This is a genomic window from Paracoccus sp. SMMA_5_TC (assembly GCF_009696685.2).
Lineage (GTDB): Bacteria > Pseudomonadota > Alphaproteobacteria > Rhodobacterales > Rhodobacteraceae > Paracoccus.
In genome coordinates, this window is sequence record NZ_CP102355.1 from 611234 (window position 1) to 633125 (window position 21892).

Genomic DNA, 21892 nt, shown 5'->3' on the forward strand with positions numbered 1-21892 from the left:
GGATTGGCGCAGGACAGGCGCATGCCGTCCTTGCCCAAAGGTCCGGGACATATGGCCGGCCGGGCAAGACTTCGTCGCCCCAGGCATCGAACGTATCTGCGGGTAAAGCGGCTGGCGGCGTTCACTGCGCCGCGCAGCACAGGCATCACGGGCGCAGCAAGCAGGGGCGGGAGGGCGAAACCCGGGATCGACGCGCAAGGATTCGCCGCATCTGCACCCGCATCCGTCACGGCGCAGCAGATTCCGCAACGCCCTGTGGGTTTTCTGTGGGGCGGCCAGAAAATCAAAGGAAGTTAAAGCAGGAAAATCAGCCGGTTGCTGTTTTCCTTTGGTGGAGCCGAGGGGAATCGAACCCCTGGCCTCATCATTGCGAACGATGCGCTCTACCAACTGAGCTACGGCCCCACTGGCGCGCTATCTGGCCCAGGCGCGCCCCCTTGTCAAGGGGCGCGGGTGAGGGCGTGCCCGCCGGAAGGGCTCCGGCGGGCGACGGCATCATTCGGCCGCTTCGGCGTAGCTGTCCAGCGGCGGGCAGGTGCAGATCAGGTTGCGATCGCCATGGACGTTGTCCACGCGCCCGACCGGCGGCCAGTATTTGTCGACGCGGAACGCCCCGGGCGGGAAACAGGCCTGCTCGCGGCTATAGGCACGGTCCCAGTCGGCGACCAGATCCTCGACCGTGTGCGGGGCATGGCGCAGGGGGCTTGCCTCGGCGCTGATGCGGCCTTCGGCGATCTCGGTGATCTCGGCCCGGATCGCCAGGAAGGCGGTGATCAGGCGATCGATCTCGGCCTTGGTTTCCGATTCGGTGGGCTCGACCATCAGCGTGCCGGCGACCGGCCAGCTCATGGTCGGGGCATGAAAGCCGTGGTCGATCAGGCGCTTGGCGATGTCGTCCACGGTGACGCCGTGATCCTGGAACGGCCGCGTGTCCAGGATGCATTCATGCGCCACACGGCCGCGATTGCCCATGAACAGGATCGGATAGGCCCCGGCCAGGCGGCTGGCGATGTAATTGGCGTTCAGGATCGCCACCCGTGTCGCCTGCGTCAGCCCCTGCCCGCCCATCATCAGGATATAGGCCCAGGAGATCAGCAGGATCGAGGCCGAACCCCAGGGCGCGGCGGAAACCGCACCGGCCTCGCCCGTGCGCGGATCGGCGGGCAGGAAGGGCGCCAGATGCGCCTTGACCCCGATCGGCCCCATGCCGGGACCACCGCCGCCATGCGGGATGGCAAAGGTCTTGTGCAGGTTCAGGTGGCTGACATCGCCGCCGATCTCGCCGGGTTTCACCAGGCCGACCAGCGCGTTCATGTTGGCACCGTCGATATAGACCTGGCCGCCGTGCTTGTGGGTGATGTCGCAGACCTCGCGCACGGTGTCCTCGAACACGCCATGCGTGCTGGGATAGGTGATCATCACCGCCGCCAACCGGTTCCCGGCCTTGGCCGCCTTGTCGGCGAAATCCTCAAGGTCGATGTCGCCGTTGGGGGCCGATTTCACCACCACCACCTTCATCCCGCACATCTGCGCCGAGGCCGGGTTGGTGCCATGGGCCGAGACGGGGATCAGACAGATGTCGCGATCCTCGCCGCGCGACCTGTGATAGGCGGCGATGGTCAGCAGGCCGGCATATTCGCCCTGGGCGCCGCTGTTGGGTTGCAGCGAAAAGGCGTCATAGCCGGTGATCTGGCACAGCTTGTCGGTCAGGTCGGCAAAGACCTCGTGATAGCCGGCGGCCTGGTCCTGCGGCGCAAAGGGGTGCAGGGCGCCAAACTCGGGCCAGGTGATCGGCATCATCTCGGCGGCGGCGTTCAGCTTCATCGTGCAGGATCCCAGCGGGATCATCGCCCGGTCCAGCGCCAGGTCGCGGTCGGACAGACGACGCATGTAGCGCATCATTTCCGATTCGGCCCGGTTCATGTGGAAAACCGGATGGGTCAGGTAATCGCTGTCGCGGATCAGCGCGGGCGGAATGGCAGGCGCGGCCGCGGTTTCCGTGGGGGCAGCGATGCCAAAGGCATCCAGAACCCGGGCGATCACCCCGGCATCGGTGGTTTCATCGACCGAGATCCCGACCCGGTCTGTTCCCACCTTGCGCAGGTTGATGCCGCGATGGCGGGCGGCAGCCATGATCCCCTGCTGGCCGACACCGACGCGCACGGTGATGGTGTCGAAGAACGCCTCCGGCTCGACCTCGGCCCCGGCGGCGCGCAGGGCATTGGCCAGGGTCACGGCGTTCAGGTGCACGCGCTGGGCGATCGCACGCAATCCGGTCGGCCCATGAAATACCGCATAGAAGCTGGCCATCACCGCCAGCAGCGCCTGGGCGGTGCAGACGTTCGAGGTGGCCTTTTCGCGGCGGATGTGCTGTTCGCGGGTCTGCAAGGACAGGCGATAGGCCTGGTTGCCCTTGGCGTCGATCGACACGCCTACGATGCGCCCCGGCATCGCGCGCTTCATGTCGTCGCGGCAAGCCATGAAGGCGGCATGCGGCCCGCCATAGCCCATGGGCACGCCGAAACGCTGTGCCGATCCCACGGCGATGTCGGCGCCCATGGCGCCCGGTTCCTTCAGCAGGCACAGTGCCAGCAGATCGGTGGCGACGATGGCCACGGCGCCTGCGGCATGCAGCGCGGCGATATCCTCGCTGTAGTCGCGCAGATGGCCATGAGTGCCCGGATACTGGAAGATCGCGCCGAAAACGCTGTCGGGGCGGCAATCCTGCGGCTGGCCGCGCAGGATCTCGATGCCCAGCGGCTGGGCGCGGGTCTCGATCACGGCGATGGTCTGCGGATGCAGGTCGTCGCTGACGAAAAACGCCTTGGCCTTGGATTTGGCCACGCGCTGGGCCATGGCCATGGCTTCGGCGGCGGCCGTCGCCTCGTCCAGCAGGCTGGCATTGGCCACCGGCAGGCCGGTCAGATCGGCCACCATGGTCTGATAGTTCAGCAGCGCCTCGAGCCGGCCCTGGGCGATTTCCGGCTGATAGGGGGTATAGGCGGTATACCAGGCCGGGTTTTCCAGGATGTTGCGCTGGATCGCGGGCGGGGTCACGGTGCCGTAATAGCCCTGACCGATCAGGCTGGTCATGACCCGGTTGCGGCCGGCGACCTCGCGCATGCGTGCCAGCAGCGCGGCTTCGGACAGCGCCGGCCAGTCCAGCGGCTGTTTCTGGCGGATGCCGGCCGGCACGGTCTGATCGATCAGATCGTCCAGACTGGCGGCGCCCACGACCTTCAGCATCGCCTGCATCTCGGCGGGCGAAGGGCCGATATGGCGGCGGTTCGCGAAATCATCGGGGTTGTAGTCGGTGGGTGTCCAGGTCGCCATCTCAGCTTTCCCATGTCCGAAAGCCGGGGCTTCGGCTTTCATCCAATGCACGAAGGTGAAGTGATGCTTGGGGGCGCGGAAAAGCGCCCGGAAAGGGCCATGGGCCCCGTGCCAAGAAAGGGGCCGCAGCCCCGCGGGCATCCGGCGCCGGACATGAGCCCGGCGCCGCGCCGTCAGCCGATCATGGCGTTATAGGCGGCCTCGTCCATGAAGCCCGACAGATCGGCCGAGGCCGGCTTGATGCGGAAGAACCAGGCCGCCATCGGGTCGGCGTTGACGCCGCCGGGGTTGTCGGCCAGGTCCTGGTTGACGGCGGTGATGGTGCCGGCCAGAGGCGCCACGATGTCGGATGCGGCCTTGACCGATTCGATCACCACGATTTCCTCGCCCGCTTCGACCTCGCGGCCAACCTCGGGCAGTTCGATGAACACCACGTCGCCAAGCTGCTCGCTGGCATGGGCGGTGATGCCGACGACGACCTCGTCACCGTCCTGTTTCAGCCATTCGTGATCTTCGGTGTATTTCAGCATGCCTTGCCTCTCAGCGCTTGTAGCTCGGTTGGTGGAAGGGAAGCGGCGCGACCCGCACGGCCAGGCGTTTGCCGCGCAGCTCGGCCCAGAGCGTGGAGCCTTCGGCCAGACCGGCCGGCAGGATGGCCATGGCCACGGGGCCGCCGACGCTGGGGCCGAAGCCGCCGGAACAGACCCGCCCCAGCAGGTTGCCGCCCTGGGCGGCGTCGAAGATCTCGACCCCTTCGCGGATCGGGGCGCGGCCTTCGGGGCGCAGGCCCTGGCGGCTGCGGGCCGGACCGGCGGCCAGTTCGGCCAGGATTGCCTCGGCGCCGGGAAAACCGCCCTCGCGCGCGCCGCCCTGACGGCGGACCTTGGGGATCGACCAGCCCAGCCCGGCCTCGCCCGGCAGGGTGTCGGTGTTCATGTCATGGCCGTAAAGCGGCATCCCCGCCTCGAGCCGCAGGCTGTCGCGCGCGCCCAGACCGATCGGCGCCACCTCGGGCTGATCCAGCAGCGCCTGCGCCAGCGCGGTGGCCTGGGCCTCGGGGACCGAAATCTCGAACCCGTCCTCGCCGGTATAGCCCGAGCGGCTGATCCACAGCCGCGCGCCCTGCCAGTCGAATTCGGCGACATCCATGAATTTCATCGCCGCCACGCCGGGAACCAGACGCGCCAGCACCGCCTCGGCCTCGGGGCCCTGCAGCGCCAGCAGCGCGCGGTCGGTGACCGGCTCGACCGAAATGCCCAGCCGCTCCAGCTGGCGCAAATGGGCGATGTCCTGTTCGGCGCAGGCGGCATTGACCACCAGCAGCAGGTGATCGCCCTTGTTGGCGATCATCAGGTCGTCGAGGATGCCGCCATTCGGCGCGGTGAACAGGCCATAGCGCTGGCGACCGGGTTTCAGCCCCACGATATCGGCCGGCACCAGGGTTTCCAGCGCCTGGGCAACATCGGGGCCGCGCAGGATCACCTGCCCCATGTGGCTGACATCGAACAGCCCGGCGCGGCTGCGGGTATGCTGGTGTTCGCCCATCACCCCCATCGGATATTGCACCGGCATTTCCCAGCCGGCAAAGGGCACCATCCTGGCACCCTGCGCCAGATGCAGGTCGTAAAGCTTCGTGCGCCGCAAATCGGCCATGGGCATCCCCCCGTTTTCGCGGACGGACCCGTTCCGTCCCGCCAGATGCCCCCTCTGTCCCTACCCCGCGCGGGGGGCGCCTGAGATCGTTATCCCTTCGGCGGGCGGACCATGCCGCCACTCTCCAGAGCGTTCGCAGGAAAACGGTCCCTTTGCCTGAGAGATTCCCGGGGCGGTTGCTCCTTCGGCCCTGACCTGGGTCAGTGTCTCCCGATTTCCGATTGTTGCCCTAGCCGCGCGGCGGGATTCTGGCAAGAGGCTTCTGCCATTCTGTCGCATCGATCCTGCGCTTCAGATGGTGATATTGGTCGCGCCCCCGTCCAGCAGGATGTTCTGGCCGATGATGAAGCGGGCGTGCTGGCTGCACAGGAAGGCGCAGGTGGCGCCGAAATCCTCGGGCCGACCATAGTTGCGGGTGGGAATGGTGGCTTCGCGCCGCGCCCGCGCCTCGGCCCGGGAAATGCCTTCGGCCCGCGCGACACCCGCATCCAGGCTGTCGGCGCGGTCGGTATCATGGATCCCCGGCAGCAGGTTGTTGACCACGACACCCTGCGCCGCCACCTGGCGCGACATGCCGGCGACAAAGCCGGTCAGCCCGGCGCGGGCGGTGTTTGACAGGCCCAGAACGCCGATGGGCGCGCGCACGGATTGCGAGGTGATGTTGACCACCCGGCCCCAACCGCGCTGCATCATGCCCGGCACCAGCGCCTGCATCAGCGCGATGGCGGTCAGCATGTTGGCGTCGATGGCGCGGATGAAATCGTCGCGCGACCAGTCGGTCCAGCTGCCCGGCGGCGGGCCACCGGCGTTGTTCACAAGGATGTCGGCGCCTTCGGGCAACGCGGCCAGCACCGCCTGGCGGCCGGCATCGGTGGTGATGTCGGCTGCGACCGGGGTCACGCGCACGCCGTGATCGCGGGCCAGATCCTCGGCTGTCTGCTTCAGCGCCTCGGCACCGCGGGCATTGATGACCAGATCGACGCCCGCCGCGGCCAGCGCCTGGGCACAGGCCCGCCCCAGCCCCTTCGACGCGGCGCAGACCAGCGCCGTCTTGCCCCTGATGCCCAGATCCATGCGATCCCCCTGTCAATGACGCAGCCGGCACAGGAAATGCGGACAGGCGGATTTTGTCCAGAGCAGACGCGCTCAGGCGGCCTCGAACAGGCCGATGCTGTTGGCCAGCGTCACCGCCTGGGCGCGGCGGCGGGCGCGGACCTTGGCCATGATCGCGGTCACATGCACCTTGACCGTGGCCTCGGCAATGCCAAGTTCCTGGCCGATTTCCCGGTTGGACCTGCCCTGGCAGATCAGTCGCAGGATGCGCATCTGCTGCGGCGTCAGGCTGGCAAAGCGCCGGGCCAGTTCGGCGCGGGCGGCATCCTCGGCGGGAATGCCCGGCTGATAGCTCTCGGGGGTGACACGTTCGCCCTGCCACATGCGGCGCAGGCTGTCGATCAGCGCCTCGCGGCCAAGGGCCTTGCTGACATAGCCCTGGGCGCCGGCGGCCATGGCCATGGCGATCATCGCATGATCCAGATTGGCGGAAATCATGGTGATCGGCACATCGGGCAGCAACTGGCGCAGGCTCACCAGCCCTTCGACCCCGCGGGCATCGGGAAGGTCACTGTCGAGGATCACCGCATCGGGCGCGCCCTGGCTGCGGATCTGTTCCTGCGCCGCCGCCAGGCTGCGGGCGGTGCGCAGGTTGCGCAGGCCAAGGCCCATCTTCAACGTCAACGCCAGTGCGTCGCACATCAGCGGGTGATCGTCCACGATCAGAACCTCGCGCAGCGAAGCGGCGGGGGTTGTGGCCTGCTGCGCATCGGTTTCGGCGATGCGCCGTGCAGAGGGGGCTTGGGCGTCTGCCATGCGATTCCTCCGACTGGTCCGGGTTTCATCCTACACCCGGCGGGGGTCGGGCCGGCAAGCCCGTTCGCAGCAGACAAGCCGCGACCGGGAACGATTGCCAGCCCCGCCCCGCGGTGCCACAACTGGGGCGGGCGCAGACCGGAGGCAGGACATGCAGAACCCGTTGGCAAGGCGAATCGCAGTGGCCGTGGCGGCGGCATCTGTGGCGGTGGCAATGCTGGGCACACCGGCAGCGGGTCAGACGCCGGGCACCCAGGCCGGGGCGCTGCCCGAACGGCGGCTGTCGCTAGAGGCCGACACCGACCTGCCCGGGGGCGATCTGGGCCCGCTGTTCGACACCACGCTGCAAGCCTGCGTGCAGGCCTGCCTGGCCAATGACGACTGCCAAGCGCTGACCTACAACCAGCGGTCGCGCGCCTGCTTTCCCAAGGGGGCGGAGGCCGGGGCGCCGGTGACATTCGCCGGGGCGCTGTCGGGGCGGGTGGTGACGGCCGACCCGGAAGCCGCGCTGGCTGCCGCCCGCCGCGCCCAGGCCGCAAGCTTTCTGTCGACCGCCGATCTGGACGCGGCCGCCCGGCAGGCGCGGCTGATGCCCGCGCAGCACCCGCCCCTGCCCGGCGCGGCCGGTGTCGATCAGGCCCGCGCCGCCGAGGCGGCTGGCGATCTGGCGGGCGCGGCGCAGATCATCGGCGCGCTGGTCGCGCAGCACGACCGCGCCGGCGACTGGACCGACCTGGCGCGGCTGACGCTTTACACCAGCGACCAGTCCGACAATTCGGCCAGCGCCGCCATCGCGGCAATGGCGGTGAACGGCTATCTGCGCGCCGGTCCCGATCAGGACGCGCTGGCGGCGCGGGCGCTGGGCTGGCTGGCCATGGCGCTGGAGCGGCTGGACCGCGGCCGCGACGCGCTGGCGGCGCTGCGTCTGGCGGCGGCACTGGCGCCCAAGGATGCCGAAATCGCCAGCGCGCTGGAACAGTCGCAAGCCCGCAACGGGCTGCGCGTCACCGACACCCAGGTCGAATCCGACAGCCCCAACCCGCGGTTCTGCGCCGTCCTGTCGCGACCCTTGGCCAAGGGCACCGACTATGCCCCCTTCCTGCGGCTGCCGGCGGGCGACCTGACCGTCGAGGCCGACGACCAGCGGCTGTGCGTCGCCGGGCTCAGCCACGGCCAGCAGGTCGAAATCACCCTGCGCGCCGGCCTGCCGGCCGCCGATGGCGAGGTGCTGGCGCGCGACGTGGCCCTGCGCGGCTATGTGCGCGACCGCAGCCCCGAGGTGCGCTTTGCCGGGCGCGGCTATGTGCTGCCCGCCGGCGGCGACCAGCGGCTGTCGATGGTCACGGTCAATGCCGATCTGGTCGACCTGCGGCTGCTGCGGCTGTCGGATCGCAACCTGATCCGGGCCATCAGCGAACGCATGTTCGCCACGCCGCTGGACAGCTGGCAGGTCGATTACTTCACCGACAGCATGGCGCGCGAAATCTGGCGCGGCCAGGCCCAGGTGGCGCGGCCCATGGGCCAGACGACACCGAACCAGGAGGTGACGACCAGCCTTGCCATCCCGGCCGAGGCCGGCCCGCTCGAACCCGGCATCTACATCCTGCAGGCCAATGTCGCCGGCGAAAACCGGGCCGAGACCGGCGTGGCCGCGCAATGGTTCGTGATTTCCGACCTGGGGATTTCGACCTTCAGCGGCGCCGACGGGCTGACGGTGGTGGTGCGCAGCCTGCGCGACACCGCCCCGCGGCCGGGGGCCGAGGTGGCCCTGGTCAGCCGCTCGAACGAGGTTCTGGCCAGGACCGCGACCGACGATCAGGGCATCGCGCGCTTTGCCCCCGGGCTCAGCCTGGGGCGCGACGGCGCGGCGCCGGCGCTGGTCACGGTCAGCGAATGGCAGGGCACCGGCGCCCAGCGCCAGGCCCGCGACATGGCCTTCCTGTCGCTGACCGATCCCGAGTTCGACCTCTCTGACCGCGGGGTCGAGGGCCAGCCCCCCAGCCCGCCCATCGACATCTTCCTGACCACCGATCGCGGCGCCTATCGCGTGGGGGAAACAGTGAACGCCACCGTGCTGGCCCGCGACGCCCGCGCCGCGGCGCTGGAGGACTTGCCGCTGACGGCAGTGCTGCTGCGCCCCGACGGGGTCGAGGCCGCGCGCATCCGGCCCGACGCCGCCGGCGCCGGCGGCGCCACCCTGGCCTGGACCATCCCCGCCACCGCGCCCCGCGGCACCTGGCGGCTGGAGCTGCGCAGCCAGGCCGATGGCCCCGCCCTGGCCAGCACCCGCCTGCTGGTCGAGGATTTCCGCCCCGAACGCATCGACTTCACCCCGCGCCTGCCCGAGGGCCCGGCCCGCGCCGGCGCCAGCCTGCCCCTGTCCTTGGAGGCGCGCTGGCTGTTCGGCGCCCCGGCCGCCAATCTGCCGGTCGAAGGCACGCTGCGACTTGCGCCCCTGAACAGCCTGCCGGGGTTCGACGGCTATCGCTTCGGCCGCCACGACGACGACAGCACCCCGGTGGTGACCAGCCTGCCCGCGGGCACGACCGATGCCCAGGGCCGGTTCCAGACCCGCCTTGACCTGCCCCCGGCAGGCGAGCTTGGGCCGCGCCCGGTCGAGGCCCGGGTGGTGCTGGATGTCCGCGAAGGCGCCGGCCGGCCGGTCGAGCGCAGCGTCACCCGCGTGGTGATGCCCGAACTGCCCATCCCCGGTATCCGCCCCCTGTTCGAGGGCGATACCGTCCCCGAAAACGCCGAGGCGCGCTTTGCGCTGATTGCCGTCGGGCCGGATCTGAAGCCCGCCCCGGCGCCGCTGCGCTGGGTGCTGAACCGGATCGACACCGAATACCAGTGGTATTCCCTGGGCGGCCAGTGGAACTGGGAAGCGATCACCAGCCGCAGCCGCATCGCCGAAGGCGAGGCCCAGCCCGGCGACACGCCGGCAGAAATCGCCGCCCCCGTCACCTGGGGCCAGTATGAACTGGTGGTCGAGCCGGCCTCGGGCCAGGGCGATGCGGCCGCGATCACCTTCAATGCCGGCTGGGGCGCGCTGGCCAGCGCCGGCACCGAAACCCCCGACCGGCTGCGGGTGCTGCTGGACAAGCCCGCCTATCGCAGCGGCGACACCGCGCGGCTACAGGTTCAGGCCGCCAGCGACGGGCTGGGGCTGGTCTCGGTGCTGTCGAACCGGGTGGTGGCCTTGCAGACGGTGGCGCTGCGGGCGGGCGACAACAGCCTGGAACTGCCGGTGACCGACGACTGGGGCGCGGGCGTCTATGTCACCGTCTCGGCCATCCGGCCGCTGCAGGGGCTTCAGCCGGGCGACCGCAGCCCGGCGCGGGCGCTGGGTCTGGCCCATGCCGGCGTCGATCCGGGGGCGCGCCAGCTGACGGCCAGCCTTGATGCCCCGGCCGAGGCGCGCCCGCGCGGCACCGTTCCCGTCACCCTGCAGGTCAGCGGCGCCGCGCCGGGCGACAGCGTCCATGCCACCATCGCCGCCGTCGATCAGGGCATCCTGAACCTGACCGGCTTTCAGCCGCCCGATCCAGCCCGGCACTATTTCGGCCAGCGCCGGTTGGGGGTCGGGCTGCGCGACCTTTACGGCCGGCTGATCCTGCCCAGCGGCGCCCCCGACGGGGCGCTGCGCGAGGGCGGCGACGCCATGGCCGCCAGCGCCGAGGCCCCGCCCCCGACCGAGGAATTGATGAGCTGGTTTTCCGGCCCGCTCACGCTCGACGCCCAAGGCCAGGCCCGAGTCGAGGTGCCGGTGGGCGATTTCAACGGCGAATTGCGGCTGATGGCGGTGGTCTGGTCGCAACAGGCGGTGGGACAGGCCGATGCCAGCGTCCTGATGCGCGATCCGGTGGTGATGACGGTGACGGCGCCGGCCTTTCTGGCCCCGGGCGATCAGGCCGAACTGGGGCTGCGGCTGACCCATGCCGCCGGCCCCGCCGGCCGGATGCAGCTGGCCATTTCCCAGGACGGCGGCGATGCCGCGCTGGAGGCCAGCCTGCCCCAGGCCGAGATCGACCTGGCCCAGGGCGCCGAGGCGCAGCTGAGCCTGCCGCTGGCCGCCGGCGCGGATCAGGGGCTGGGCCGCCTGCGCCTGACCCTGACCACGCCCGACGGCAGCGCCCTGACCAAGGACATCGCCATCCCCGTGGCGCTGAACGAAGCCGACATCCAGCGCCAGGACCGGCTGCTGATCCAGCCCGGCGAAAGCATCACCGTGCCGCCGGCGCTGACCGCCGAGCTGTTGCCCGGCGCCCAGCTTGGCGCCGCCATCGGTGGCTTTGCCCGGCTGGACGTGGCCGGGGCGCTGATGCGGCTGGCGCGCTATCCTTATGGCTGCACCGAGCAACTGGCCTCGGGCGCGCTGCCGCTGCTGTATTTGCCGGCGCTGGCCGAAAGCCAGGGCCTGACCGAGGACAGCGGCCAGGCGGTGCCGCAAGCGATCGCCCGCATCCTGACCCGGCAGGGCAGCAGCGGCGGCTTTGGCCTGTGGGCAGCGGATCAGGGCGATCTGTGGCTCGAGGCCTATGTCACCGATTTCCTGTCGCGGGCGCGCAGCGCCGGCCAGATGGTGCCCGACACCGCCTTTCGCCAGGCGCTGGACAATCTGCGCAACCGCGTGAACTACGCCACCGAACCGACCGCCGCCGCGGCCGCGGAAAACGCCGCCCTGGCATATGCGCTGGCGGTGCTGGCGCGGGAACGCGCGGCCACGGCGGGCGACCTGCGCTATTACGCCGACACCGCGGCGGCGGCTTTCTCGACGCCGATGGCGGCGGCCAACCTGGGCGCGGCGCTGGCCGCCTATGGCGATCAGCAGCGCGCCGACCGCATGTTCACCCAGGCGCGGCGGCTGATCGATCTGGACGCGCCCGAACCCCAGGGCTTTCGCGCCGATTACGGCACCATGCTGCGCGATGCCGCCGCCGTGCTGGCGCTGGCGACCGAAGCAGGCAGCAAGGCGGTCGAGGCCACCGAACTGTCCAGTCAGCTGGCCCAGGCCATCGCCCGCCGCGGCGAGGCCGGCGAAAGCCTGTCCACGCAGGAAGCGGTCTGGACGGTGATGGCGGCGCAAGCCCTGCATGGCTCGACCCCGCCGGCGCTGCTGAACGGGGTGGCGATGACCCGTGCCATCGCGACCCTGCCCGCCGATGCCAGCCTGGCCAATACCGGCGACCGCGCGCTTGAGGTGACGCTGACCGCGACCGGCAAGCCCGCCGCCAGCCCCGACGCCGGCGGCCGCGGCTACACCATCCGCCGCAGCCATTACAATCTGCAGGGCGAGGCGCTGGATCCCGCCAGCCTGCCACAGGGCCAACGTCTGGTGGTGGTGATCGATGTCATCCCCCAGGCCGAAGGAGGCGGCCGGCTGATCGTCACCGACCCGTTGCCGGCGGGCTGGGAAATCGACAATCCCAATCTGCTGCGCGCCGGCGACGTCGCGGCGCTGGACTGGCTCGAGGGCCAGACCGAGGCCGAGATGGTCGAATTCCGCGCCGACCGCTTTGCCGCGGCGCTGAACTGGACCTCGGCCGAGCCGTTCCGCCTGGCCTATATCGCCCGCGCGGTGACGCCGGGTCGCTATCGCCACCCCGCCGCCAGCGTCGAGGACATGTATCGGCCGGAATACCGCGCTTGGACCGACGGCGGCAGTGTCGCGGTGACGCGCTAGCGCGGCTGCCCGGGCCGATCACGAAAGCATTGCTTGCCGCAAGGGCATGCCTGGGCCCATAGTGGCCCCAGCCCGGCCGCCGCGGAGGAAGCCTTGTCCGACCGATCCGCCTGTCGCCCCGATGCCCGCGTTCCGCCCGGCCACGGCCGGACGGGCAGTCTGGACGCGCGCGGGCAGCCGCCCCGGCACGAGGATCGCGTGGCCCAGGCCGCCGCCTCGCCCGGCGATCTCAGCCGGTTGGCGGCCAGCTGGCGGCGCTCGATGATCCGCCACGGGCTGGATCCGGCCGCGCCACCGCCGCGCCGGCAGGTGCCGGCCGGCGATCTGCGGCTACGCCAGGAACGGCTGGGGCGGCTCATCGCCATCGCCGGGCCGCAGTTCGACCAGCTGTTCCAGTTGCTGGGCGCCGCAGGCTGCAACGTGATGCTGACCGACGCCGAGGGCATCGTGCTGGACCACCGCGTCAGCGCCGCCGATGATGCCACCTTTCGCGGATGGGGGTTGTGGCCGGGCGCCGACTGGTCCGAGGCAGCCCAGGGCACCAACGGCATCGGCACCTGCCTTGCCGAGGGGCGGCAGGTCACCATTCACCGCGACGAACATTTCTATGCCGCCAACATCGGGCTGTCCTGCATGGATGCACCGATCTGGGGACCGGACGGCAGGCTGATGGCGGCGCTGGACGTCAGTTCGGCCCGGGCGGACCACACCCAGGCCTGGAACGCGCTGATCGCGGCGCAGGTGGCCCACAGCGCCCGGCTGATCGAGGCCGCGTTCTTTCGCGCCTCTTTTCCCGGCGCGCGCATCATCGCCGCCCAGCCCGAAACCCCCGAAGCGCCGGCGCTGTTGCTGGCGGTGGATGGCAATGACCTGACCATCGGCGCCAACCGCGCCGCCCGCCGCGCCTTTGGCCTGAAACGCGAAGGTCGCCTGCGGCCGCGCCCGGCTTCCGACCTGCTGGGACGTCCCGACGAGGCCACGGGATTGGAACGTGCCGAACGCGCCGCGGTGATGCGGGCGCTGGCGCGCGCTCAGGGCAATGTCTCGGCCGCGGCCCGCGCCCTGGGGATCGGACGCGCGACCCTGTATCGGCGCATGGCGCGGCTGGGCATCGCGGAAAATCCGGGGCGACTGTCTCGGGGATGAAACACCTGGCCCGGGCTTGCACGCCCGCCGCGTTGACCGGCCGCCCGTGCCGGCGGCAGCCTGTCCCCAGCCGGCCGCAGCGCCGGCACGACAGGAGGAGAACCATGCCGAACGATCAGACCCACCCCTTTCGCGGGGTGAACTCGCTGCCCTTCGAGCAGCGCTATGACAATTTCATCGGCGGCGCGTGGGTGGCCCCGACAGCAGGGCGCTATTTCACCAACACCACACCCATCACCGGTGCCGAAATCGGCCAGATCGCCCGCTCGTCGGCCGAGGACATCGACCTGGCGCTGGATGCCGCCCATGCCGCGCGGGACAAGTGGGGCGCCACCGCGCCGGCCGAACGCGCCAATATCCTGCTGCGCATCGCCGACCGGATGGAACAGAACCTGGAACTGCTGGCCACCGCCGAAACCTGGGACAACGGCAAGCCGATCCGCGAAACCATGGCCGCCGACCTGCCGCTGGCCATCGACCATTTCCGCTATTTCGCCGGGGTTCTGCGCGCCCAGGAAGGCAGCATCAGCCAGATCGACAACGACACCGTCGCCTATCACTTTCACGAACCCCTGGGGGTGGTGGGCCAGATCATTCCCTGGAACTTTCCGCTGCTGATGGCCTGCTGGAAGCTGGCGCCGGCGCTGGCGGCCGGCAATTGCGTGGTGCTGAAGCCCGCCGAACAGACGCCGGCCTCGGTGATGGTGTGGATGAACCTGGTTGCCGATCTCTTGCCGCCAGGCGTGGTCAACATCGTCAACGGCTTCGGGCTCGAGGCGGGCAAGCCGCTGGCCTCCAGCAAGCGCATCGCCAAGATCGCCTTTACCGGCGAAACCAGCACCGGCCGTCTGATCATGCAATATGCCTCGGAAAACCTGATTCCGGTCACGCTGGAACTGGGCGGCAAGTCGCCGAACATCTTCTTTGCCGATGTGGCGCGCGAGGACGACGATTTCCTCGACAAGGCGCTGGAAGGCTTTACCATGTTCGCGCTGAACCAGGGCGAGGTCTGCACCTGCCCGTCGCGGGTTCTGGTGCAGGAATCGATCTACGACCAGTTCATGGAACGCGCCATCCAGCGCACCCGCGCCATCCGCCAGGGCGATCCGCGCGAACGCGACACGATGATCGGCGCCCAGGCCTCGGCCGAGCAACGCGACAAGATCCTGTCCTACCTTGACATCGGCCTGAAAGAAGGGGCCGAGCTGCTGACCGGCGGCCAGGCCGCAGACTTGGGCGGCGAGCTGTCGGGCGGTTACTACATCCAGCCGACCATCTTCCGCGGTCACAACAAGATGCGCATCTTTCAGGAGGAAATCTTTGGCCCCGTGGTATCGGTCACCACTTTCAAGACCGAGGACGAGGCTTTGGAAATCGCCAATGACACCCTTTATGGTCTGGGCGCCGGGGTGTGGTCGCGCGATGCCAATACCTGTTATCGCATGGGTCGCGGCATCAAGGCGGGCCGGGTCTGGACCAACTGCTATCACGCCTATCCGGCCCACGCGGCCTTCGGCGGCTACAAGCAGTCGGGCATCGGCCGCGAAACCCACAAGATGATGCTGGACCACTATCAGCAGACCAAGAACATGCTGGTCAGCTATTCGCCCCGGAAGCTGGGCTTCTTCTGACCCGGGGCGCCGGGCCGGGGCCGAGCGATCAGTCCCGGATCCGGCGCGCCTCACTGACCAGCATGATCGGGATGCCCGACCGGATCGGAAAGGCAAGCCCCGCCGCCTCGGACACCAGTTCCTGGGCGGCGGCATCATAGCGCAGCGTGGTATGGGTCAGCGGGCAGACCAGCGCCTCGAGCATGTGGCGGTCGAAGCCGGGTTCGTTGTCCTGGATCACTGAAGCGTCTCCTCGTGGTCGCCGCCATGCAGCGCGTATTCCAGCAGCCCCTCGAGCAGCGCGCGGCGTTCCGTCAGCGTCGGGGCCTCCAGCAGCGCCTGCTTTTCCTCGGGCGCCAGCGGCAGCAGCATGGACAAGGAATTGATCAGCGTCTCGGCAGGGGCGCTGGCCGCTGCCTCGGCATCGGTGGCCAGACCCCGCCGCTCGAGATAGCGTTGCAGCCGTGCGACGAAAGCCGCGCGATCGAAACCCGCGTCCTCTTCGGCGCTTGCAGCCAGATCGCGGTCATAGCCCGCCCAGCTGACCTGACCCCGCAGATAGGGGGTAAAGCCCGGCCGCACCTGTTCCAGCCGAAAGCGCGAAATCGCCCGCAAGGAAATCATCAGCCGGCCGTCGTCCAGTTCCGAAAACGCGCTGATGCGCCCGGCGCAACCGACAGCGGCCAGCGCCTCGAGCCCGCCTTCGGCGGGCTGGATCATGCCGATCAGCCGCGAAGGGGTCTTGAGCACATCCTCGACCATCTGCAGATAGCGCGGCTCGAAGATCTGCAAGGGCAGCCGCGTGCGCGGCAGCAGCACCGCCCCGCTCAGCGGGAACAACGCCAGGCTGTCCGGCAGGTCGATCCCGCGCAGCATGTCACGAAAAGATCAGCGAGGACAGCTTGCGCCGCCCCTTCTGCACAAGGGGATCATTGGGCTTGAGCGAATCGAAGATGGTCAGCAGCTGCGCCTTGGCGGCGCCGTCGTTCCAGTCGCGGTCGCGGCGGAAACTTTCCAGCAGCTCATCGATCGCCTGCTCTACCTGCCCCGCCGCATGCAGCGCGGTGGCATAGTCGAACCGGGCCTGGGCATCGCCCGGCGCGGCCTCGACCCGCTGGCGCAATTCGTCGAGCGGCCCGGCATTGCTGGCCTGGCGCGCCAGTTGCAGCCGCGCGCGCACGGCCTCGATCGGGGCGGCGCCGGCGATGGCGGCGGGTACGCGGGCAAGTTCGGCCTCGGCCGCGGCCAGATCGCCGGCACCCAGCCGGGCGCCGATCAGCCCGCCCCAGGCCGCGGCGTTCTGGGGTTCCTCTGCCAGGATGGCGGCAAAGGTTTCGGCGGCATCCTCGAAGGCGCCTTCCTCGACCATGGCCTCGGCGGCTTCCAGCGCGGCGGCCAGCCCGCCGTCATCGCCGCCCAGCGCCGCCAGTTTTTCGACGAACTGCCTGACCTGGCTTTGCGGCACCGCGCCCTGGAAGGCATCGACCGGCTGGCCCTGGAAAAAGGCATAGACGGTCGGAATCGACTGCACGCGCAACTGCGCGGCGATCATCTGGTTCTGGTCCACGTTGATCTTGGCCATGCGCACCCGCCCCTTGTGGCGGGCGACCTCGGCCTCGAGCTGCGGGCCCAGGGTCTTGCACGGCCCGCACCAGGGGGCCCAGAAATCGACGATCACCGGCACCGACATCGAGGCGTCGATGACATCGGCCATGAAACTCGCCTCGGTCACATCCTTGATGATGTCGGCAGCGGCGGTCTTTTCGGGGGCAGAGCCAAGCTCGAGCATCGCTATTCCTTTTGCGAAACGGTCGCCTTCTTAGATGGAGCAGCCCCGCCCGCGATGCAAGGCCGCCCGCCCGCGACCTAGAGGTCGAAGCTGGCCAGCACCGGCACATGGTCGCTGGGCTGGTCCCAGCCGCGCACCGGGCGCAGCACGCGGCTGGCGTGGCCGGCACCGGCAATGTCGGGGGTGGCCCAGATATGGTCCAGCCGCCGGCCCTTGTCTGCGGCGTCCCAGTCGCGGGCACGATAGCTCCACCAGCTGTAAAGCCGGCCCTGGGGAATATCCTGGCGGGTGATATCGACCCAGCCGCCGGCGTCCTGGGCCGCGCCCAGATGCTCGACCTCGATGGGGGTGTGGCTGACGATCTTGAGCAGCGCCTTGTGGTTCCAGACGTCATCCTCGCGCGGGGCGATGTTCAGGTCGCCCACCAGGATCGCGCGCGACGGACGGTCGGCGTGAAAGGCGTCGCGCATCTCGGTCAGGAAATCCAGCTTCTGGCCGAATTTCTCGTTCTGTTCGCGGTCGGGAATGTCGCCGCCGGCCGGGACATAGAAATTGTGGATGGTGACGCCGTTTTCCAGACGCGCCGCCACGTGGCGGGCATGGCCCAGCCCGGCATAGTCGCGGTCGCCGGCGTCGGTGATCGGCAGCCGCGACAGGATGGCGACGCCGTTATACCCCTTTTGGCCGCGCGCGACAATGTGGCGATAGCCCAGCGCCTGAAAGCTTGCCAGCGGCAGCTTGTCCACCGGGCTCTTGATTTCCTGCAGGCACAGGATGTCGGGCGCCTCTTCGGTCAGAAACCGCGTCACCAGCGCCTCGCGCAGGCGGACCGAATTGATGTTCCAGGTGGCGATGGTGAACATGAAGGCCCCTTTCTGTCGCCGCCGGACCCTAAGCCGGGCGCGGCCGCTTGTCCACCGCCGGGACCGGTTGTCCCAGGACTGGCAACCCGGCGCCGCGTGGCATCCAGAAAAAAGACCCCGGCCAGCGGCCGGGGCACAGGGACTGCACGTCGGAGGCCCACATGGGCCAGAGGGAACGTGGGCCAGAGGGAACGTGGGCCAGAGGGAACGTGGCCGCATCCACCGACCACTGGGCTTCGCAATCAGAACCCGCAGCCCGGGCGCAGGTTCCCGCCGTTAACCTTTATCAACGGTCGTTCCGGTGCCGTCACGCCACCAGCCGATAGCCGCCCGATTCCGTCACCAGCAGCCGCGCGTTAGAGGGATCGGGTTCGATCTTCTGGCGCAGGCGATAGATGTGGGTTTCCAGCGTGTGGGTGGTGACGCCGGCGTTATAGCCCCAGACCTCGTGCAGCAGCACATCGCGCGGCACCACCCCGTCCTGCGCCCGATACAGGAACTTGAGGATGTTGGTTTCCTTTTCGGTCAGGCGGATCTTGCGGTCCTTGGCGTCGATCAGCATCTTCATCGCCGGCTTGAACGTATAGGGGCCCAGCTGGAAGATCGCGTCCTCGGACTGTTCATGCGTGCGCAACTGCGCACGCAGCCGCGCCAGCAGCACCGGGAACTTGAACGGCTTGGTGATGTAGTCGTTGGCGCCCGCGTCCAGCCCCAGGATGGTGTCGGCGTCGGTGTCGTGCCCGGTCAACATCACCACCGGGCATTTCACGCCCTGCTTGCGCAGCCGCTTGCACAATTCGCGCCCGTCGGTATCGGGCAGGCCCACATCCAGCACCACCAGATCGAAGATGGCGGATTTGGTGCGCTCGACCGCCTCGTGCCCCGACCCGGCCTCGTGGACCTCGAAATCCTCGGTGGCGGTCAATTGCTCGGCCAGGGCCTCGCGCAGGTCTTCCTCGTCATCCACCAGCAGAATCTTTTTCAGTCCGGCCATTCTTGCCTCCTTTGGCTTTATGGCGGAAAGGTGATGGTGGCTGACGGGGGCGTAAAGCCGATTGCAACAGTTCTCACATGGAGTTGTCGGAAAACCGCGCTATGTTTCAGTTTGTTTCAATCCGGCGGGTGCCATGAGCCTGATCCCCACCCTGATCGAGACCCTGTCGCGGGCCCGCGCCGACCTGCGCATGGGGCTGCCGGTGGTCATCGCCGACCAGCTGGTGGCGGCGGTCGAAACCCTGCGCCCCGAGCGACTGGCGGCGATGCGGGCGCTGGGGCCGGCGGTCCTGGCCATCACCCAGCCGCGGGCGGAAACGCTGAAGGCGCGGGTCTATGACGGCGATCTGGCACGCATCGAAATGCCGACGGATGCGGATGTGACCTGGTTGCGCGCGGTGGCCGATCCGGCCGGCGATCTGATGACGCCGCTGAAGGGGCCGTTCCGCAGCCCGCGCGGCGGCGATGTCGCCCCGCATCGCGCCGCGATCGCGCTGGCGAAATCTGCCCAATTGCTGCCGGCGGTGCTGATGGTGGCGGTCGCGCAGCCCCCCGCCGAACTGACCCGGCTGGCGCCCGGCCCGGCGCTGGCGCAGATGGCGGCCGAGGCGGCGATGGCGCCGGTGGCGGCGGCGCGGTTGCCGCTGATGGCGGCCGAGGATGCGCGGCTGCACATCTTTCGCCCCGACACTGGCGAGGCCGAACATTACGCGGTCGAGATCGGCGCGCCCTCGCGTCAGGCGCCGGTGCTGGCGCGGCTGCATTCGGCCTGTTTCACCGGCGATGTGCTGGGCAGCCTGAAATGCGATTGCGGCCCGCAGTTGCAGGCGGCGCTGGCGGCGATGGGGGCGAACGGCAGCGGGGTGCTGCTGTATCTGAACCAGGAAGGCCGCGGCATCGGCCTGGCCAACAAGATGCGCGCCTATGCGCTGCAGAACCAGGGCTTCGACACGGTCGAGGCCAATCATCGCCTGGGCTTTCAGGACGACGAACGCGATTTCCGCATCGGCGCCGGCATCCTGAAACGGATGGGCTTTGCCTCTGTTCGGCTGATGACCAACAATCCGCGCAAGGTGGCAATGTTGCAGGGTCAGGGCATCGAGGTGGCGGAACGGGTGCCGCTGATCACCCCGCGCAACCGTCACAATACCGGCTATCTGGACATCAAGGCCCAGAAATCGGGGCATCTGCTGTGATCCGGCTGACGCCGATGGGGCTGTGGGCACGCGGGCGGGTGCTGCCCTGTTCGGTCGGGCGCGGCGGGCTGCGCGCCGACAAGCGCGAAGGCGACGGCGCGACGCCCCTGGGCCGGCACCGCATCATCGGGCTGCTTTATCGACCGGACCGGGTGGCGCGGCCCGCACCCTGGGCGCGGCCGATCCTGCCGGGCGACCTGTGGTGCGACGACAGCGATCATGCCGCATACAACCGGCTGGCGCGCGCGCCGCTGGCAGCCAGTCACGAGGCGCTGCGTCGCCCCGATCCGCTTTACGACATCGTGCTGGTCACCGACTGGAACTGGCCCGATGCCCGGCCGGGGGCGGGATCGGCGATCTTTCTGCACCAATGGCGGCGGCCGGGCTTTCCGACCGCGGGCTGTATCGCCATGGCGCGGGCCGATCTGTTCTGGCTGGCCGGTGTCATCCGTCCGAACGAGCCGCTGCTGGTCCCCGCCCTGCCGCGCTGGCCCGCGCGCCGGCCCGCCGCCCGCCACGGAAAGGACTGAGATCGGGGGCGGCGGTCCGGCCCCCGCGTCACAGCACCCGGCTTTGCCACAGCCGCACCTTCAGCCCGCCATGGGCGACATAGGGGCCGGGCTCGGCAAAGGGCAGGCCGGTGGCGCGTGCCAGCTGCGCCTCGCTGGTGACCATGCCGACGCGCCAGCCCTGGAACCGCTGGCGCAGAACCTCGCCCAGCGCGGCATGCAGCCCGAACAGCGGCCCCTTGTTGCCGATGCGGGCGCCATAGGGCGGGTTGATCATCACCAGCCCCGGCGGCCCCTCGGGGCGTTCCAGATCGGCGATGGCGGCCTGACGGAACTGCACCCAGGCGTCCACGCCGGCCCGCTGGGCGTTCTGTTCGCTCATGCGGATGGCGCCGGCGTCGCGGTCGCTGCCGAAAAACCGCACCCCCGGCACCCGCGCCACCGGCTGGGCGCGCATGGCCGCCCAGGCCTGCGCGTCAAAGCCGGGCAGCAGCTCGAAGGCAAAGCCGCGCTGGCGGCCGGGCAACAGCCCGGCGGCGATTTCCGCGGCCTCGATCGGAAAGGTGCCCGATCCGCACATCGGGTCCAGCACCGGCTGGGTTCCGTCAAAACCGCATTGGCGCAGGAACATCGCCGCCATGGTCTCGCGCAGCGGCGCCTTGCCCACCGCCTGCTTGTGGCCGCGCTTGTGCAGCGATTCCCCCGATGTATCCAGGCTGAGCGTGCACAGGTCGTCCTCGATCCGCACCTTCAGGGTCAGGGGCGCATCATCGGCCAGCTCCACCCCCAGACTGTCGCGCAGCGCCGCCTCGATGCGCTGGGCGATGGCGCCGGCGTGATAGATGCGCGACTTGCGGCTGGTCGCCTCGACCCGCACCGGCACATCCGGGCGCAACCAGTCGGCCCAAGGGAAACGCCGCGCCCGCTTGTCCAGCTGTGCCGGATGCAGCGCCCGAAAGGCGCCGATGCGTGCCAGCACCCGCGTCGCGCCGCGCAGGGCCAGATTGGCGCGCCAGACCTCGGGCCAGCCGCCGATGAAACCGACCCCGCCGGGGATGACCTGGGCGTCAAGGCCCAGGGCGCGCGCCTCTTGCGCCAGGGGCTCTTCGAGGCCCGGGGTGGCGACCAGGAAAATCTCCATCCGCGCGGGGTCGGCGGCCAGTGGCGCCGGATCGGGGGCGGCATCGCGCGGCAGCATCGCTGGCGTTGCCATGCGGCGCTGCGGCCGGGGTTGCGGCCGGGAAGGGG

16 protein-coding genes, 1 tRNA gene and 1 riboswitch are annotated in these 21892 nt (G+C 69.6%); of the genes, 5 read left to right on the forward strand and 12 right to left on the reverse strand.

The window, feature by feature from the left end; translation table 11 throughout:
* Nucleotides 1-329: 329 nt before the first annotated feature.
* From GB880_RS03080 to GB880_RS03105, 6 genes are all read right to left on the reverse strand, one after another.
* Nucleotides 330-405 (reverse strand) — tRNA-Ala (locus GB880_RS03080).
* Nucleotides 406-495: 90 nt separating this feature from the next.
* On the reverse strand, nt 496-3333 hold the full coding sequence (gene gcvP, locus GB880_RS03085; protein ID WP_154494143.1) for an aminomethyl-transferring glycine dehydrogenase: 2838 nt from the start codon (nt 3331-3333) through the stop codon (nt 496-498).
* Nucleotides 3334-3506: 173 nt separating this feature from the next.
* On the reverse strand, nt 3507-3863 hold the full coding sequence (gcvH, locus tag GB880_RS03090; RefSeq protein ID WP_154494144.1) for a glycine cleavage system protein GcvH: 357 nt from the start codon (nt 3861-3863) through the stop codon (nt 3507-3509).
* 10 nt (nt 3864-3873) lie between these two features.
* The gene (gene gcvT, locus GB880_RS03095) at nt 3874-4986 is read right to left on the reverse strand and encodes a glycine cleavage system aminomethyltransferase GcvT (protein WP_154550621.1); all 1113 of its coding nucleotides are present in this window, start codon (nt 4984-4986) and stop codon (nt 3874-3876) included.
* Between the two features lie 134 nt (nt 4987-5120).
* Nucleotides 5121-5209, reverse strand: a riboswitch (glycine riboswitch).
* A gap of 68 nt (nt 5210-5277) precedes the next feature.
* On the reverse strand, nt 5278-6060 hold the full coding sequence (locus GB880_RS03100; protein WP_154494573.1) for an SDR family oxidoreductase: 783 nt from the start codon (nt 6058-6060) through the stop codon (nt 5278-5280).
* A gap of 72 nt (nt 6061-6132) precedes the next feature.
* Complete coding sequence (locus GB880_RS03105) at nt 6133-6855, reverse strand: response regulator (RefSeq protein WP_154494572.1); 723 nt, start codon at nt 6853-6855, stop codon at nt 6133-6135.
* Nucleotides 6856-7006: 151 nt separating this feature from the next.
* Between GB880_RS03105 and GB880_RS03110 the strand changes: the two genes are divergently transcribed.
* The 3 genes from GB880_RS03110 (at nt 7007) to adh (ending at nt 15315) form a co-directional block, all read left to right on the forward strand.
* Nucleotides 7007-12538, forward strand: coding sequence for an alpha-2-macroglobulin family protein (locus GB880_RS03110; RefSeq protein ID WP_263467278.1), 5532 nt, complete (start codon nt 7007-7009; stop codon nt 12536-12538).
* A 93-nt stretch (nt 12539-12631) separates the two neighbouring features.
* Nucleotides 12632-13684 (forward strand): GAF domain-containing protein, encoded by a 1053-nt coding sequence (locus GB880_RS03115; protein WP_442793955.1) that lies wholly within the window; start codon nt 12632-12634, stop codon nt 13682-13684.
* Between the two features lie 104 nt (nt 13685-13788).
* Nucleotides 13789-15315, forward strand: coding sequence for an aldehyde dehydrogenase (adh, locus tag GB880_RS03120; protein WP_154494539.1), 1527 nt, complete (start codon nt 13789-13791; stop codon nt 15313-15315).
* Nucleotides 15316-15343: 28 nt separating this feature from the next.
* On the opposite strand, the gene GB880_RS03125 is transcribed toward adh, so the two are convergent.
* The 5 genes from GB880_RS03125 to GB880_RS03145 all read right to left on the reverse strand — a co-directional run bounded on the left by GB880_RS03125 (nt 15344) and on the right by GB880_RS03145 (nt 18940).
* A complete protein-coding gene (locus tag GB880_RS03125) occupies nt 15344-15499 on the reverse strand; it encodes a Trm112 family protein (protein WP_154494540.1) in 156 nt (51 codons plus the stop codon).
* 32 nt (nt 15500-15531) lie between these two features.
* The gene (locus GB880_RS03130) at nt 15532-16170 is read right to left on the reverse strand and encodes an LON peptidase substrate-binding domain-containing protein (protein WP_154494538.1); all 639 of its coding nucleotides are present in this window, start codon (nt 16168-16170) and stop codon (nt 15532-15534) included.
* A gap of 1 nt (nt 16171) precedes the next feature.
* Entirely contained in the window at nt 16172-17083 is a 912-nt protein-coding gene (locus GB880_RS03135; RefSeq protein WP_263467279.1) for a thioredoxin family protein, read from the reverse strand.
* A 77-nt stretch (nt 17084-17160) separates the two neighbouring features.
* Complete coding sequence (locus tag GB880_RS03140) at nt 17161-17946, reverse strand: exodeoxyribonuclease III (RefSeq protein WP_154494579.1); 786 nt, start codon at nt 17944-17946, stop codon at nt 17161-17163.
* A gap of 307 nt (nt 17947-18253) precedes the next feature.
* Nucleotides 18254-18940: a response regulator transcription factor gene (locus GB880_RS03145; RefSeq protein ID WP_154494580.1), complete on the reverse strand. Its 687-nt coding sequence runs from the start codon at nt 18938-18940 to the stop codon at nt 18254-18256.
* 133 nt (nt 18941-19073) lie between these two features.
* Between GB880_RS03145 and ribA the strand changes: the two genes are divergently transcribed.
* Complete coding sequence (ribA, locus tag GB880_RS03150; protein WP_263467280.1) at nt 19074-20135, forward strand: GTP cyclohydrolase II; 1062 nt, start codon at nt 19074-19076, stop codon at nt 20133-20135.
* Between the two features lie 14 nt (nt 20136-20149).
* Nucleotides 20150-20665: a L,D-transpeptidase family protein gene (locus tag GB880_RS03155; RefSeq protein ID WP_154494124.1), complete on the forward strand. Its 516-nt coding sequence runs from the start codon at nt 20150-20152 to the stop codon at nt 20663-20665.
* Between the two features lie 28 nt (nt 20666-20693).
* On the opposite strand, the gene GB880_RS03160 is transcribed toward GB880_RS03155, so the two are convergent.
* The gene (locus GB880_RS03160; RefSeq protein ID WP_195840888.1) at nt 20694-21842 is read right to left on the reverse strand and encodes a THUMP domain-containing class I SAM-dependent RNA methyltransferase; all 1149 of its coding nucleotides are present in this window, start codon (nt 21840-21842) and stop codon (nt 20694-20696) included.
* Nucleotides 21843-21892 lie beyond the last annotated feature (50 nt).